Annotated in this window: 14 protein-coding genes and 1 pseudogene; 8 read left to right on the forward strand and 7 right to left on the reverse strand. The window is 66.8% G+C overall.

What is annotated here, in order from left to right; translation table 11 throughout:
- Window positions 1–196: 196 nt before the first annotated feature.
- A complete protein-coding gene (locus N0B71_RS20755) occupies window positions 197–364 on the reverse strand; it encodes a hypothetical protein (RefSeq protein WP_184596138.1) in 168 nt (55 codons plus the stop codon).
- Window positions 365–655: 291 nt separating this feature from the next.
- Between N0B71_RS20755 and N0B71_RS20760 the strand changes: the two genes are divergently transcribed.
- A complete protein-coding gene (locus tag N0B71_RS20760; RefSeq protein ID WP_017518411.1) occupies window positions 656–865 on the forward strand; it encodes a cold-shock protein in 210 nt (69 codons plus the stop codon).
- A gap of 142 nt (window positions 866–1007) precedes the next feature.
- On the opposite strand, the gene N0B71_RS20765 is transcribed toward N0B71_RS20760, so the two are convergent.
- From N0B71_RS20765 to N0B71_RS20775, 3 genes and pseudogenes are all read right to left on the reverse strand, one after another.
- Entirely contained in the window at window positions 1008–2285 is a 1278-nt protein-coding gene (locus N0B71_RS20765; RefSeq protein WP_259759643.1) for an MFS transporter, read from the reverse strand.
- 120 nt (window positions 2286–2405) lie between these two features.
- Window positions 2406–3554, reverse strand: a pseudogene (locus tag N0B71_RS20770) (acyl-CoA dehydrogenase family protein); the annotation flags it as partial.
- Window positions 3555–3613: 59 nt separating this feature from the next.
- Window positions 3614–4480, reverse strand: coding sequence for an IclR family transcriptional regulator (locus N0B71_RS20775; RefSeq protein ID WP_017518408.1), 867 nt, complete (start codon window positions 4478–4480; stop codon window positions 3614–3616).
- 243 nt (window positions 4481–4723) lie between these two features.
- On the opposite strand from N0B71_RS20775, the gene N0B71_RS20780 reads away from it, so the two are divergent.
- The 6 genes from N0B71_RS20780 (at window position 4724) to N0B71_RS20805 (ending at window position 11807) form a co-directional block, all read left to right on the forward strand.
- Window positions 4724–5500 (forward strand): enoyl-CoA hydratase, encoded by a 777-nt coding sequence (locus N0B71_RS20780; protein ID WP_259754633.1) that lies wholly within the window; start codon window positions 4724–4726, stop codon window positions 5498–5500.
- Window positions 5497–7047 carry a 3-hydroxyacyl-CoA dehydrogenase gene (locus N0B71_RS20785; RefSeq protein WP_259754634.1) on the forward strand — a complete coding sequence of 517 codons (1551 nt, stop codon included), beginning with the start codon at window positions 5497–5499 and terminating at the stop codon, window positions 7045–7047. The genes N0B71_RS20780 and N0B71_RS20785 overlap by 4 nt, the downstream gene beginning before the upstream one ends.
- A gap of 33 nt (window positions 7048–7080) precedes the next feature.
- Window positions 7081–8283, forward strand: a complete 1203-nt coding sequence (locus tag N0B71_RS20790; RefSeq protein ID WP_259754635.1) for a 3-oxoadipyl-CoA thiolase — start codon at window positions 7081–7083, stop codon at window positions 8281–8283.
- 22 nt (window positions 8284–8305) lie between these two features.
- A complete protein-coding gene (locus N0B71_RS20795; RefSeq protein WP_259754637.1) occupies window positions 8306–9544 on the forward strand; it encodes a CaiB/BaiF CoA transferase family protein in 1239 nt (412 codons plus the stop codon).
- 324 nt (window positions 9545–9868) lie between these two features.
- Window positions 9869–11119, forward strand: a complete 1251-nt coding sequence (locus tag N0B71_RS20800) for an OprD family porin (RefSeq protein ID WP_259754638.1) — start codon at window positions 9869–9871, stop codon at window positions 11117–11119.
- A gap of 268 nt (window positions 11120–11387) precedes the next feature.
- Window positions 11388–11807: a hypothetical protein gene (locus tag N0B71_RS20805; RefSeq protein ID WP_259754639.1), complete on the forward strand. Its 420-nt coding sequence runs from the start codon at window positions 11388–11390 to the stop codon at window positions 11805–11807.
- 94 nt (window positions 11808–11901) lie between these two features.
- On the opposite strand, the gene N0B71_RS20810 is transcribed toward N0B71_RS20805, so the two are convergent.
- A complete protein-coding gene (locus tag N0B71_RS20810) occupies window positions 11902–12126 on the reverse strand; it encodes a DUF2798 domain-containing protein (protein WP_259754641.1) in 225 nt (74 codons plus the stop codon).
- Window positions 12123–12713 carry a flavodoxin family protein gene (locus N0B71_RS20815; RefSeq protein WP_259754642.1) on the reverse strand — a complete coding sequence of 197 codons (591 nt, stop codon included), beginning with the start codon at window positions 12711–12713 and terminating at the stop codon, window positions 12123–12125. The genes N0B71_RS20810 and N0B71_RS20815 overlap by 4 nt, the downstream gene beginning before the upstream one ends.
- 108 nt (window positions 12714–12821) lie before the next feature.
- Here N0B71_RS20815 and N0B71_RS20820 point away from each other — a divergent pair, with 108 nt between their 5' ends.
- The gene (locus tag N0B71_RS20820; RefSeq protein WP_259754644.1) at window positions 12822–13259 is read left to right on the forward strand and encodes a helix-turn-helix domain-containing protein; all 438 of its coding nucleotides are present in this window, start codon (window positions 12822–12824) and stop codon (window positions 13257–13259) included.
- A 213-nt stretch (window positions 13260–13472) separates the two neighbouring features.
- Here the strand turns inward: N0B71_RS20820 and N0B71_RS20825 are convergent, their stop codons facing one another.
- Window positions 13473–14996, reverse strand: a complete 1524-nt coding sequence (locus N0B71_RS20825) for a sensor domain-containing diguanylate cyclase (RefSeq protein ID WP_259754645.1) — start codon at window positions 14994–14996, stop codon at window positions 13473–13475.
- Window positions 14997–15076: the final 80 nt, after the last annotated feature.

Below are 15076 nucleotides of genomic sequence, written 5' to 3' on the forward strand. Positions count from 1 at the left end.
CACTGTTCGCGAGCTAGCTCGCTCCTACGAAAACACTGCGGAGCCCGGCGCTGGCTGTAGGAGCGAGCTGGCTCGCGAACTCGCTCGGGCGTGATCGAGGGTAGGGCCCGCTCTTACAGGGCGCATCGGCGCCCGCCGTTCTGCCCGTGAAACGAAAAACCCCGCCTGGGCGGGGTTTTCTCTGAGCCTTCGAAGGCTAGGGCGCAGGCTTCTTGCCCTCGGACTTCGCCCATTGCGACTTCCGCTCGACCTTCACAGCCAACTGGCCCACGGGAATTTCCTGGATTTCGCCACCCTGGGAGAGGAAGGCGGCAATCTTCTCATCGAGCTCCGAACGTTCGCGAATCAGCTGTGAATCCGTCATGAAATCACCTATGCGTTGGGGCGCCAAACCGGCCCCGCCAGCCTACACGTCTTTTGCCAATTACGCCGAGATTGCTCGACCATTTGTCAAAATCACCACGGCACGTGAAAAAAAACTATGAATCGCCGCCAAAACTTGTATTCTGCATGGGCTGCCTGCCCAGTAACGAGTTCCGCGACTTGATGTTCTTCTACAAGATGCTCCATCTCCTCGGCACCTCTTCACTACGCATTCAGCTCATCGCCGGTCGGCATTCGGCCGGCCTTTAGCATTCTTTTAGGAGACAACATCATGTCCGATCGTCAAAACGGCATCGTCAAGTGGTTCAACGCTGAGAAGGGCTTCGGCTTCATCACCCCGGAAAGCGGCCCGGACGTATTCGTTCACTTCCGTCAAATCGAAGGCAACGGCTACAAGTCCCTCGACGAAGGCCAGAAGGTCAGCTTCGTTGTGACTGCCGGCCAGAAAGGCCCGCAAGCTGAACAAGTTCGCGCTGTCTAATCGACATCGCTGACGAAAGAGCCCCGCTTCGGCGGGGCTTTTTTTTGCCTGCGATTCATGGCGGCGGCGGCTCCTGCGCGCAAAGCAAAACGCCCGGTGCACGGCACCGGGCGTTTTCGCAGGCGTTGGAGCGGCCTTCAGGTCACTCCTGCTGGGGGTCGAACTGCTTGTCGCGGATCAGCAGGGCGGGGATCACGCCGCATATGAAGTACGCCGCGCCCATCACCAGGAAGCCCACGCCGATGGACATCTGGGTGGCGAGGAAGCCGATCACCGCCGGGGCGATGGCCGCGCCGATGCGCCCGATGTTGTAGGCGCCGCCCACTGCCGTGCCGCGGAAGGCGGCGGCGAAGCTCTCGGTCATGTAGGTCGCGTTGACGCCGTAGGGGATGCCGTAGAGGAAGCCGAACACCACCAGCATCCAGAGAATGTTCTCCGGGCTGTGGAACAGCACGATCACCGGCAGGAACACTGCGGTGCCCAGGGCGCCGAAGGAGAACACCGTGCGGCGGCCGAACCAGTCGGCGGCAATGCCGGCCAGTACCTTGCCGAGGATCATCGCCGCGTAGGTGCCGACCAGGTAGGCGGTCATCGCCTTGAAGTTCATGCCCATCTCGGTTTCCAGGTACGACGGCATCCAGTTGTTCACGCCGTAGTAGCCGAACTGCAGGAAGCCGGCGGTCAGCGCCCAGAACAGGAACATGCGGCTGGCCTGCGGGTCGCTGAAGATCTGCCGGAAGGCGTTCTGCCGGGGCGCGGCGGGCTGGCTCGACGGAGCGGCGGCCTTGCGCTGCTGGCGTTCGGCCTGCGCCTGGACCCAGGCGGCGGGCTCGGGGATCAGCTTGCGCATGGCCACGGCCAGCACCACCGGGATGATGGCGATGTAGAACAGGTAGCGCCAGCCGTGATCCGGCAGGATCCAGCCGGCCAGCAGGGTGGCGACGATGTAGCCGACCGACCAGCCGGCCTGCAGGGTGCCCAGCACCGTGGTGCGGTACTTGGTCGGTACGTATTCGGCCATCAGCGTGTTGCAGGCGACGTACAGTGCGCCCAGGCCCAGCGAGGCGACGAAGCGCGCGGCGGCGAACTGCCAGTAGTTATGGGTCAGCCCGAGGACGGCGGTGCCGACGGAGAACAGCACGATGGTCCAGGCCACCGTCCTGACCCGGCCGAAGCGGTCGCAGGCCCAGCCGCCGTAGATGCCGCCGAAGGCCATGCCGGCCAGGGTGACGCTGCCCAGGCTGCCGGCCTGGAGGTTGCTCAGGCCGAACTCGGCCTTGAGGCTGGTGAGGCTGTAGGAGAGCAGCATGAGGTCCGCGCCGTCGATCAGCAGACCGAGGAAGCAGAAGGCGAAGACCAGTATCCAGGTCTTGCTCTGTGTGGCGGTTGTCGCCGCCGTGGCGGAAGCAGTGTTTTCCATGAACGAATTACCTGTTGTAGTTGTTGGCGGGCCGGTAGACCGGCCCTCGGTAAGCGTGCGTACGAATCCTGCTGGCGGGCGTGGGGGAGTGGCCCTGCGCCCGCCCCGTGGGGGTCCGGACTGGGCTTCGCGAATCATGTTGCGAGCGATGATCACCTGCTGGATCTGGGTGGTGCCCTCGTAGAGTCGGAACAGGCGGACGTCGCGGTAGAAGCGCTCGATGGCGTATTCGCTGACGTAGCCGGCGCCGCCGTGGATCTGCACGCAGCGGTCGGCGACGCGGCCGCACATCTCGGTGGCGAACATCTTCGCGCAGGAGGCTTCGGTGCTGACGTTGCGGCCCTCGTCGCGCTTGCGCGCGGCGTCCAGCACCATGCAGCGGGCGGCGTAGATCTCGGCCTTGCTGTCGGCGAGCATCGCCTGGATCAGCTGGAATTCGGCAATCGGCTGGCCGAACTGCTTGCGCTCCAGGGCGTACTGCAGCGCGTCGGCGAGCATGCGCTCGGCGGCGCCGACGCTCAGCGCGGCGATGTGCAGCCGGCCCTTGTCGAGCACCTTCATGGCGGTCTTGAAGCCGACGCCCTCGACGCCGCCGATGAGTTGGCTGGCGGGGATGCGCACGTTGTCGAAGATCACGTCGCTGGTGTGCGCGCCTTTCTGGCCCATCTTGTGGTCCGGCTTGCCCAGGGAAATACCCGGCGTGCCGCGCTCGACGATGAACGCACTGATGCCGCCGGAACCCTTGATCGCCGGGTTGGTGCGCGCCATCACGGTGTAGATGCCGGCATGCGGGGCGTTGGTGATGAAGCGCTTGGTGCCGTTGAGCACGTAGAAGTCGCCGTCGCGCACGGCGCTGGTCTTCAGCGAGGCGGCGTCGGAGCCCGAGTCCGGCTCGGTCAGGCAGAAGGCGCCGAGCAGTTCGCCGCTGGCGAGCTTGGGCAGGTAGTGGGCTTTCTGCTCCGGCGTGCCGTCGATGAGGATGCCGATGGAGCCGATGCCGTTGTTGGTGCCGATGTAGGAGCGGAAGGCGGGGGAGGTGCGGCCGAGTTCGAAGGTGATGTTCACCTCTTCTTCCATGGTCACGCCCAGGCCGCCGAACTCTTCGGGGATGGTCAGGCCGAACAGGCCCATCTCGCGCATCTGCTCGATGATGTCCTGGGGGATGGCATCGGTCTCGGCGACCTCGTTTTCCCGCGGGATCAGCACTTCGCCGACGAACTGGTGGATGGAATCCAGAAGTATCTGCAGCGTTTCTGGGTCTCGGATCATGTGCACTCCTCAAAAGGCCCGCGGGCGGGCCTGTCTGGCGAGGCACCGTCACCCGAGCATCAACGAGCGGCGGCACCTATGTTGTTGACCATGTTGATCAGGCGGGGCCCGATGTCGTCCTCGAGCTTCTCGCGGGTCAGCTGGAAGCTCGGGCCGCCGCAGTTGAAGGCCAGCAGCCCGTACTGCGGGTGTACCAAGGGCACCGCGACGGAGTTGACGTCGCGGTGCCATTCGCCGATCGACAGGCAATAGCCGTAATCGGTGAAGTCCCTGAAGGCACGGTCCAGACCCTTGCGGATGGCCGGCCAGTTTTCCGGTTCGCGTTCGCGAATGTGGTCGAGCAGGAATTCCCGCTCGTTCTCCGGCATCGCCGCGAGGCACGCGCGGCCCACCGAACTCGCCGCCAGCGGCAGGTAGCTGCCGATCTGCCGGCGCATCGTCATGTTTCCCTGCCCCTGCACGACGTCCAGGTAGACCATCTGCAGGCGGTCGCGGGCCGCCATGGCTACCGCCGCCTGGGCGTGGTTGGCCAGTTCTTCCATCAGCGGGTGGGCCACCGCGCGGATCGACAGGTTCGACAGCATCGCGTAGCCGAAGCCCAGCACGCCGACGTCCAGCTGGTACTTGCCTGAATGCACCTCGCGCTTGAGGCAACCCAGGCGCATCAGGGTATTGGTCAGGCGTGTCACGGTCGGCTTGGGCAGGTCGGTCTTGCGGGCCAGGTCCTGGTTGCTCAGCACGTTTTCCCGTGGCGTGAAGCAACGCAGGATCTCCAGGCCGCGGGCCAGGGCCGTCACGAACTGACCGCTGTTTTCCTCTTCGCTCAACGCGGTGGCCGGGTCATACAGGCCCCGTTCCAGCAGGCCGATTTCGCCTTCGTTTTTTGTCGGCGCAGCCGAATCCATCTCCGTCTTGTTGCGGCGCATGGTAGAACCCCTATTCACGGAAAATCAATAAAATAAAATGCAGTTTCGTCAGGCGAAATTGTAATGGGTCTGAGAGGTTTCGTACAGAAGCCACCTAAAAAATATTGCAGGCCGCTTAGATAAAGGCTTTTAGAGGTGGTTCCGATCAACACCGTTTACAGGCTGGATGGCCTGTCACTATGATGAAATCAAAATACGGAATGTAGTTTCGTCAGACGAAACAAGTGTGAGGGTAAAGCTCCCATGAATACCAGCGTGGTTCATCTCGATATCCGGGCCGATGGCGTGGCAGTGGTGCGCATCGACCGACCGGAAGCCAAAAATGCCCTGAACGCTGCCGTGCGCCAGCAACTGGCCGAACATTTCCGCGCGCTCAGTGACAACCCGGCGGTGCGTGCGGTGGTGCTCACCGGCGGCGAGGCCTGTTTCGTCGCCGGGGCGGATATCCGCGAGTTCGCCCAGGCCAGCCCCATCGAGATGTACCGCCGCCATACCGAACTGCTGTGGGAAGCCATCTCGCGCTGCCCCAAGCCGGTGATCGCCGCGGTGAACGGCTTCGCCCTGGGCGGCGGCTGCGAGCTGGCGATGCACTGCGACATCATCGTCGCCGGTGAATCGGCGCGCTTCGGCCAGCCGGAAGTGAAGCTCGGCCTGATGCCCGGCGCCGGCGGCACCCAGCGGCTGATCCGCGCGGTGGGCAAGTTCCAGGCAATGCGCATCGCCCTGACCGGCTGCCTGATCAAGGCGCCCGAAGCCCTGGCCATCGGCATGCTCAGCGAAGTGGTGGAAGACGCCCGTACGCTGCCCCGCGCGCTGGAACTGGCCGCCGAGATCGCCGCGCTGCCGCCGCTGGCCGTGGCGCAGATCAAGGAGGTGATGCTCGCCGGCGCCGACCTGCCGCTGGACAGCGCCCTGACCCTGGAGCGCAAGGCCTTCCAGCTGTTGTTCGATTCGAAGGACCAGAAGGAGGGCGCCGCCGCCTTCCTGGAAAAACGCCAAGCCAGCTTCCTGGGAGAATGAGCATGACCCTTTCGTTTGGCAGCGAGCGCATCCAGCGCATCGCCATCGTCGGCACCGGCGTCATGGGCAGCGGCATCGCCCAGATCGCCGCCCAGGCCGGCATCCAGGTAAAACTCTTCGACGCCCGCGAGGGCGCCGCGCAAGCCGCCCGCGACCACCTCGGGCAAACCCTCGCCAAGCTGGCGGAGAAGGGCAAGATCACCGCCGACGAGGCCGACGCCACCCTGGCGCGTCTGCAGGTTGCCGGCTCGCTGGGCGAGCTGGCGGATTCCGACCTGGTGGTCGAGGCGATCATCGAACGGCTGGACGCCAAGCAGGCGCTGCTGGCCGAGCTGGAGGCGGTGGTCAGCGCCGACTGCATACTCGCCACCAACACCTCGTCGCTGTCAGTCACCAGTATCGCCCGTGGCTGCCAGCGCCCGCAGCGGGTGGCGGGTTTCCACTTCTTCAACCCGGTGCCGCTGATGAAGGTGGTCGAGGTCATCGACGGCCTGGCCGGCGATCCGCAGGTCGGCGATTGCCTGATAGCGCTGGCCACGCGCATGGGCCACCGCGGCATCCGCGCCAAGGACACCCCCGGCTTCATCATCAACCATGCCGGCCGTGCCTACAGCACCGAAGCACTGCAGATGCTCAAGGAAGGTATCGCCGAACCGGCCGACATCGACCGCATCCTGCGTGAGGGCCTGGGCTTCCGCATGGGCCCGCTGGAGCTGTTCGACCTCACCGCGCTGGACGTGTCGCACCCGGTGATCGAAACCATCTACAACCAGTTCTACCAGGAGCCGCGCTATCGCCCCGCGGCGCTGACCCGGCAGATGCTCGAGGCCGGCTTCGTCGGGCGCAAGGCCGGCCGTGGCTTCTACCGCTACGCCGACGGCAAGATGATCGACCCGCCCGCGCCGCAGCCGGTGCCGAGCGTGACGGCCATGCCGCCGGTGTGGATCGGCGCGGAGAACGACCCGGATCGCCAACGCCTCGGCGAATTGTTGAAGAGCCTAGGCGCGAACCTGGAGCAGGGCGCCGAGCCGAGCAGCGAGGCGCTGTGCCTGCTCGCTCCCTATGGCGTGGATGCGACCACGGCCTGCCAGCACTTCGGCACCGACCCGGCGCGCACCCTGTGTATCGACCTGCTGCTGGACCTGCAGCGCCACCGCTGCCTGATGCAGAACCCGGCGACCTCCAGCGCCATGCGCGATGTTGCCCATGCGCTGCTCGCCTCTGACGGCGTCGGCGTCACGGTCATCAACGACAGCGTCGGCTTCGTTGCGCAGCGCGTCCTGGCGCTGATCGTCAACCTGGCCGGCGACATCGTCCAGCAGCGCATCGCCAGCGTCGACGACCTCGACGAAGGTGTGCGCCGTGGACTGGGCTACCCGCAGGGCCCGTTGGCCTGGGGCGACAGCGTCGGCCCGGCGCGCCTGCTGCACATTCTCGAACGCATGACCGGCCTGACCGGCGATGCCCGCTACCGCCCCGGCCCCTGGCTGCGCCGCCGCGCCGCGCTGGGGCTGTCGCTGCGCCACGCCGAGCCCGCGCTGGGCTGAGGCCCGGCGTCCACCGTTTTCAAGGAGACTTCCATGCTCAACGCCTATATCTACGCCGGCCTGCGCACCCCCTTCGGCCGTCACGCCGGTGCCCTGGCGCCGGTGCGCCCGGACGACCTGGTCGCCCAGGTGATCCGCGAGCTGCTGGCCCGCACCCACGTGCCCGGCGATGCCATCGAGGACGTGATCCTCGGCAACACCAACCAGGCCGGTGAAGACAGCCGCAACATCGCCCGCCATGCCGCGCTGCTGGCCGGCCTGCCGGTGACCGTGCCGGGCCAGACGGTGAACCGGCTGTGTGCCAGCGGCCTGGCTGCCGTCATCGACGCGGCGCGTGCCGTGACCTGCGGCGAAGGCGAGCTGTTCGTCGCCGGTGGCGTGGAAAGCATGTCCCGCGCGCCCTTCGTCATGGCCAAGGCCGAGGCCGCGTACAGCCGCGATCTCACCGTATTCGACAGCACCATCGGCGCGCGCTTCCCCAACCCGAAGATCATCGCCGGGTTCGGCAACGACAGCATGCCGGAGACCGGCGACAACGTGGCCCGCGAGTTCGGCATCAGCCGCGAGCAGGCCGACCGTTTCGCCGCCCGTTCGCAGGCCAACTACGAGGCCGCCCGCCAGGCCGGCTTCTTCGCCGAGGAAATCCTCCCGGTCAGCGTGCCCACCGGGCGCAAGACGCCGCCGAACGTGGTCGAGCAGGACGAGCATCCGCGACCGTCGTCCGACGAGGCCGCACTGGCCCGCCTGAAGCCGCTGTTCGATGGCGGCGTGGTCACTGCCGGCAATGCCTCCGGCGTCAACGATGGCGCTGCCGCGCTGCTGATCGGCTCTGCCGCCGCCGGTGAGCGCCACGGCCTCAAACCACTGGCGCGGATTCTCTCGGCGGCGGCGGTTGGCGTCGAGCCGCGCATCATGGGCGTCGGCCCGGTGGAGGCGATCAACAAGGCGCTCGCGCGCGCCGAACTGACCCTGGCCGACATGGACATCATCGAGATCAACGAAGCCTTCGCCTCCCAGGTGCTCGGCTGCCTGCGCGGCCTGGGCGTGGACTTCGACGATGCGCGGGTCAACCCCAATGGCGGCGCCATCGCCGTTGGCCACCCGCTGGGCGCCTCCGGCGCGCGGCTGGCGCTGAGCGTGGCGCGGCAACTGCAGCGCAGCGGTCAACGCTATGCGGTGATCAGCCTGTGCATCGGCGTGGGCCAGGGGCTCGCCATGGTTATCGAGCGCGCGTGAGCGCGCCTGCGAGGAGTTGAAGATGGGTGCTTTGAGCGGATACCGCGTACTCGACCTCAGCCGCGTGCTGGCCGGCCCCTGGTGCGGCCAGGTGCTGGCCGACCTGGGCGCGGAAGTGATCAAGATCGAACGGCCCGGCGTGGGTGACGATACCCGCGGCTGGGGCCCGCCGTACATGAAGACCGCCGACGGTTCGGACAGCTCCGAGGCCGCGTACTACCAGTCCACCAACCGCAACAAGCTGTCGGTGGCGCTGAACCTGGCGAGCGAGGAAGGCCAGGCGCTGGTGCGCGCGCTGGCCTGCGAGTGCGATGTGCTGATCGAGAACTACAAGGCCGGCTCGCTGGCCAAGTACGGGCTGGATTACGACAGCCTGTCCAAGCTCAATCCGCGCCTGGTGTACTGCTCCATCACCGGCTTCGGCCAGACCGGCCCGCGCGCCGAGGAGCCCGGCTACGACTTCATCATCCAGGGCATGGGCGGGTTGATGAGCATCACCGGCGAGAAGGACGGCGTCCCCGGCGCCGGCCCGCAGAAGGTCGGTGTCGCGGTGTCCGACGTGATGACCGGCCTGTACTCGGTGGTCGCCATCCAGGCGGCGCTGCTGGCGCGGGAAAGGACCGGCCGCGGCCAGCACTGCGACATGGCGCTGCTCGACGTGCAGGTCGCCATGCTCGGCAACCAGAGCCAGAACTACCTCGCCACCGGCCGCTCGCCGGGGCGCCAGGGCAACGCCCACGTCAACATCGTGCCGTACCAGGTGTTCAGCGCGAAGGACATGGACTTCATCATCGCCTGCGGCAACGACAGCCAGTTCGTCTCGCTGTGCGAGGCCATCGGCCTGCCGGAGCTGCCCAAGGACCCGCGCTTCACCCGCAACGCCGACCGCGTACGCAACCGCGACATCATCGTCGGCAAGCTGGCCGAGCATTTCCAGGGCGACACCGCGGACAACTGGGTGCGCCGCATCCACGCGGTGAAGGTGCCGGTGGGCGTGATCAACGATATCGGCCGCGCGCTGGAAGAGCCCCAGGTGGTCGCCCGCGACATGCTGGTGGACATCCCTCACGCGCAGAACCCCGGCTTCCGTATGGTCGGCAGCCCGCTGAAGCTGTCCGAGACGCCGGTGGAATACCAGCGCCCGGCACCCATGCTCGGCGAACACACCGACGAGGTGCTCAAGCGCCGCCTCGGGCTGGACGATGCGCGCCTGGCGGCGCTCAAGGCCGAGGGGGTGATCGAGCAACTGGGCCAGGGCTGACGCCGTTCGCGAATGACGGCGGATCGCCGCAAGCGGTCAGGTGCCCCAGGCTCGTTGAGTTCGTGGGCGAGCAAGGCCTTTGAAGAGCGCGCCGGCGCAAGTCTCGATCCGCAGGAGCGAGGTTGCTCATGAATCCACTGCCCTCCGGCGCCGACGCCGGAGGGCGCCACTCACAGGAAAACCGAATGAACGTGCTGGTCGCCGACCTGTTCGAAGCCGCACCGGAGCTGGAAAAGGTCGTCTGAGCCCGCGCATTCCCGTGCCGGGCCAGCCGACATCGGCCCGGCGTTTTGCCAACACCTCACGTAGATAGAAACAAGAACAATGAATACTCGTCGACTCCCTGTGCTGGTCTCCGGACTGGCGCTGCTGCCCCCGTTCGCCCTCGCCGATTTCCTCGCCGACAGCAAGGCCAGCATCGAAACGCGCAACTTCTATTTCAACCGCGACTACCGCCAGAGCGGCGCCGCCCAGTCGAAAGCCGAGGAATGGGCGCAGGGCTTCCTGCTGCGCTACGAATCGGGCTACACCGACGGCACCGTTGGCGTCGGCGTGGATGCCCTCGGCCTGCTGGGCCTGAAGCTCGACTCCAGCCCGGACCGCTCCGGCTCCGGCCTGCTGCCGTATTCCGCCAGCGACCGCCGCGCCGCCGACGACTACAGCGCGCTCGGCCTGACCGCCAAGCTGCGTGCCTCCAACAGCACCCTGAAGGTGGGCACGCTGCTGCCCAAGCTGCCGGTGGTGCAGTACAACGACACCCGCCTGCTGCCGCAGACCTTCCAGGGCGCGCTGGTGGAGTCGAAGGAGCTCGACGACCTCGACCTGCAGCTTGGCCAGTTGCGCCAGGTGAAGCAGCGTGACTCGACCAACGACGAAGACCTGTCGATGACCCGTGGCAACAAGCGCAACATCGTTGCCGGCAGCCACCTCACCAGCGACCGCTTCAACCTCGCCGGCGGCACCTATCGCTGGAACAGCCAGCTCAGCACCAGCTACCACTATGCCAACCTCGAAGACCTCTACCGCCAGCACTACGTGAGCCTGGTGCATACGCTGCCGATCGCCGAGGGCCAGTCGCTGAAGTCCGACATCCGCTGGGCGCGCTCCACCGACGATGGCGGCAGCAACGTCGACAACCGCGCGCTCAATGCCATGTTCACCTACAAGCTGGGCAACCAGGCGTTCGGCCTCGGCCTGCAGCGCATGTCCGGCGACACCGGCTTCGCCTACCTGTCCGGCACCGACCCGTACCTGGTCAACTACGTGCAGATCGGCGATTTCGCCAACAAGGACGAACGCTCCTGGCAGCTGCGCTACGACTTCAACTTCGCCACCTACGGGATGCCCGGGCTGAGCCTGATGACGCGCTATCTGCGCGGCGACCACATCGACCTGCTGAACGGTCAGGGCAACGGCAAGGAGTGGGAGCGCGATACCGACATCGGCTACGTGGTGCAGAGCGGTGCGCTGAAGAACGTCGGCTTCAAGCTGCGCAACAGCACCTTCCGCAGCAGCTTCGGCAACGACATGGACGAAACCCGCTTCATCGTCAGCTACACCCTGCCGATCTGGTAAGGGTGGCGGGCCTCCGGTCCTTGACGATCGGGAGGCTTGCTCCACGGGTGTCCGGGCGCTGCGCAGGCAGGCCCGGACACCCGTGGGGACACGCCAGGACGAACGGCGCCAACGCCCGTGCTTGAGCGAGCGAGGGGATATTTCCTGCGTGCCGGCTGTCTCACCGGACGCGGAAAAGTCTGGCCAGGGCCTGCGCCCTCGGCTTATAAAACCCCTTCGCCGCTGCAGACCCGCAGGGATGGCGGCCCCACGAGATCAAGGAACGATGATGCGACGAGTCACGATGATTCTGCTCGCGGCTGCGCTATTGCAAGGCTGCGCACACCAGAAAACCGGCAACCAGTGCGAAGACAACTTCAACACTTCGGGTGGTTTCATGGCCGGCAAGACCTACAACTCCAGCGTCGTATTCGACCACCTGGCCCCCGAAAAGGCCTTCCACAACGCGCAGAAGGCGCTGCTCAAGGAAGGCTTCTCCATCGATACCGCAGACGACGAGCGCGGCATCATCTCCGCCCACCAGGGCGTCATCCTCAGCAGCCGCACCGCGCCGATGAGCGTCGTGGTGGAGGAGGCCGGGAAGGGCAGCAAGGTGAGCTACATCTTCACCACCTCTGGCGGCATGTACACCACCGACGGCGTGGTGCGCGAGGGCTTCTGCCGCCTGGCGGACGGAATGCGCGAGTAGCTCTGCCCAGCCCGCCATTGAGCAGGCATCCGGCTCCTTGTCGGATGGGTATCGCTGCACGCCACGCCACCCGGCGGCGAGGCTCACGGGTATCTCAGGCCCTGGCCAGCTTTTCGACGAGGCGCCGGGTCAGCGGCGCGATGACCAGCACCAGCGGGAAGGCGATGCTCCAGCTGGTGAGCCACGCCCCCAGCCAGAGCTGGGCAAAGGCCGGTGCCAGGCCGATGGCGCGCCAGGTGGAGAGCCCGGACACCAGCAAGGTCATCACGCCGGACAGGATCAGCGCGAACAGCAGCGGGCCGCAGCGGCGCGGGATCATGCCTGCACCTCCTTTGCATGCTCGAGCTGTGGCGAGTGCAGGCGGCCCAGGGTCTGGGCGAAATGCTCGCCGAACAGCCGCGCGGTCTTCAGGTCGCCGGGGCAGAAGTCCGCGGCGGTCTTGTCGGCCTGGGCCATCAGCCCGGACCAGGAGCCGAGACGGTTGGCCGCTTCTTCGACCGGCACGCCCAGGTGCTGCTCGGGGAGGATCGGGTTGCCGGCCCAGAGCATCCCGTGCTGCATGCAGAAGGTGAACAGCGAGATCAGCGTGGACTGCTTGTCGCCCGCCGGCAGCGCCGAGACAGTGAAACCGGCGGCGAGGCGGCCGCGCAGCCTCTGCTGGCGCCACAGCGGCCCGGTGGCGTCCATCAGCGCCTTCAGCGGCGCCGAAACGCCACCCAGGTAGGTGGGCGAGCCCAGGATCAGGCCGTGATAGGCAAGCAGCGCCTGCGGTTGCTCGATCAGCACCTGCGCCTTGAGCAGGTGGACTTCGCAGTCTGGCACCCGGCTCGCGCCGCTGGCGATGGTCTGGGCGATGCGTTCGGTGCGGCCGCTGGCGCTGTGGTAGACGATGGCAATGGTTTTCATGGCTTCTCCGCTGTTTTCACGCAAGGGGAAGGCCGCGTGTGGATTGACCTCGGCGGCCTTTGGCGTGAACCTACAAGTTCAAGCGAACTTGAGGTCAAGAGGTGTTCCATGGATATCGCTGACGTGGCCCGACGTTCCGGCGTGCCGGCATCGACCCTGCGTTTCTACGAGGAAAAGGGGTTGATCGTCTCGCTGGCCAAGCCCGGTGCGCGCCGCCAGTTCGCGCCGCAGATCCTCGACCAGCTGGCGCTGATCAGCCTGGGCCAGTCGGCCGGCTTCAGCCTGGAGGAAATCCGCTCGATGTTCGCCGGCGACGGCACCACCCACATCGACCGGCAGATGCTCTCGGCCAAGGCGGACGAACTGGACGCCACGATCAGACGCCTGCGCGCGATGAGCCGCGGGTTGCGCCATGCGGCGGCGTGCCCGGCGCCCAGTCATGCGGAGTGCCCGACGTTCCAGAAGCTGGTGAAGGCGGCGGCGGACAGTGCGCTGGCGGGGAAGAAGGAGCGGGGGCGGCTGAGGAAGGGGCAGGGTGCTGTCTGATGGAGCTGGAACGGGGCTTGCCCTCTACCGGGTTGAAGGGCTCTTCGTAGGAGCGAGCTTGCTCGCGAACCCGCCCAGCCTCGGTGCTGCCGACAGCTCCTGTTCGCGAGCAAGCTCGCTCCTACAGAGAAACGCTCTGCCCCGTAGGGCGAATAACCCGGAACGGGTTGTTCGCCAACAAGGCGTATCGCATCGGGCTGCGGCAATCGACGGTCATCGCGCGGCTTCCGGGGCAGTGGTCGCACGTTCCAGGCGATTGCGCCCGGCGGCCTTGGCGCGGTACAGCGCGCGGTCGGCGGCTTCGATCAGGGCGTGGGGGCTGCTGTCACTCCCGGCGGGCAGGGTGGCGATGCCGATGCTGGCGGTGATGCGGCCCAGGGGGCTGCCGGCGTGGGTGAGGTTGGCCTGCTGCAGGCGCTGCATGAACTGCTCGGCCACGGCCTGCGCTCCCTCCGCGCCGGTGTTGGGCAGGATCACCGCCAGCTCCTCGCCGCCGTAGCGCGCGGCGAGGTCGGCAGGGCGGCGCACGCTGTCGGCCAGGACGCGGCCGATGCGGCGCAGGCAGTCGTCGCCGGCCGGGTGGCCGTAGGTGTCGTTGAAACGCTTGAAGTGGTCGATGTCGATCAGCAGCAGCCCCAGCGGCGCGCGCTCGCGGTGGGCACGGCGCAGCTCGGCGGCGAGGTGGTCGTCGAAGCTGCGGCGGTTCTCCAGGCCGGTGAGCGGGTCGCGGGAGGCGAGCACTTCCAGTTGGCGGTTGGCCTTGATCAGGTCTTCGCGGGCATCGCGCAGCAGCCGCTCGGTGCCGATGCGGCGCTGGATGGCGAGGATCAGCAGGCTGCCGATCACCACGATGACCATCAGCAGGCCGAAGGCGATGATGACCGTGCGCAGGGCGTCATCGCGCCAGGCGGCCAGGGCCTCGTCCTTGCCCAGGGCGACCGAGGTCACCAGCGGGTAGCGCTCGTTCTGGCGGAAGGCGTAGATGCGTTCGACGCCGTCCAGCGAGGAGGTGAAGGTCGCGCTGCCGACCATGGCGTTGTCCAGGTAGCGGGTAAAGATCGGCGAGCGCGAGAGGATCTGGCCCATGTCGCTCTCGCGGAACGGGTAGCGCACCAGCACCTGGCCGTTGCTGATGGCCACGCCGATGGCGCCGGTCTTGCCAATGTCGATCTTGCCGAACAGGCGCAGGAAGTCCTGCACGCCGAGGGCCGCGACGATCACCCCGGCGAAGTTGCCGTGGGCGTCGTTGTAGCGGCGGCTGACGGTGATCACCCAGACGCCGGTGGCGCGGCTGTGGATCGGCCCGCCGATGTACGCATCCAGCGAAGGGTTGTCGCGGTGGTGGATGAAATAGCCGCGGTCGGCGCTGTTGGAGCCGGGCGGGAAGGGGCCGGTGGAGGTCATCAGCCAGTTGCCCTTCGCATCGTAGATGCCCACGCCGTTGAGCTGCCCGAGCAGGTGCTGCTGGCGCTTCACCAGGTCGTTCAGGCGCTGCAGGTTGGCGGCGCCGGTCCCTTCGCTCTCCAGGCGTTCGGCGAGACCCAGCAGGAGCATGGAGCTCTGGGTGACCACGCCTTCGACATAGGTATCCAGCGCCTGGGTCAGGTTGAGGTTGTGGGTGGTGGCATCCGCCAGGGTGCGCTCGCGCGCCGACCACAGCTCCCAGGCCGTGGCGGTGGCCACGGCGAGGCTGATGATCGACAGCAGGAGGATGGCTAGGCGGATGTCGCGTTTCACACTGACCTCGTGGGGGCGTCCCCTATGGGTTGCCAGGCGTCGCGGACATCGCCCGGCGGCAGAGCAGGGAGACGCCGGCC

Source organism: Pseudomonas sp. GCEP-101 (assembly GCF_025133575.1).
GTDB lineage: Bacteria > Pseudomonadota > Gammaproteobacteria > Pseudomonadales > Pseudomonadaceae > Pseudomonas > Pseudomonas nitroreducens_B.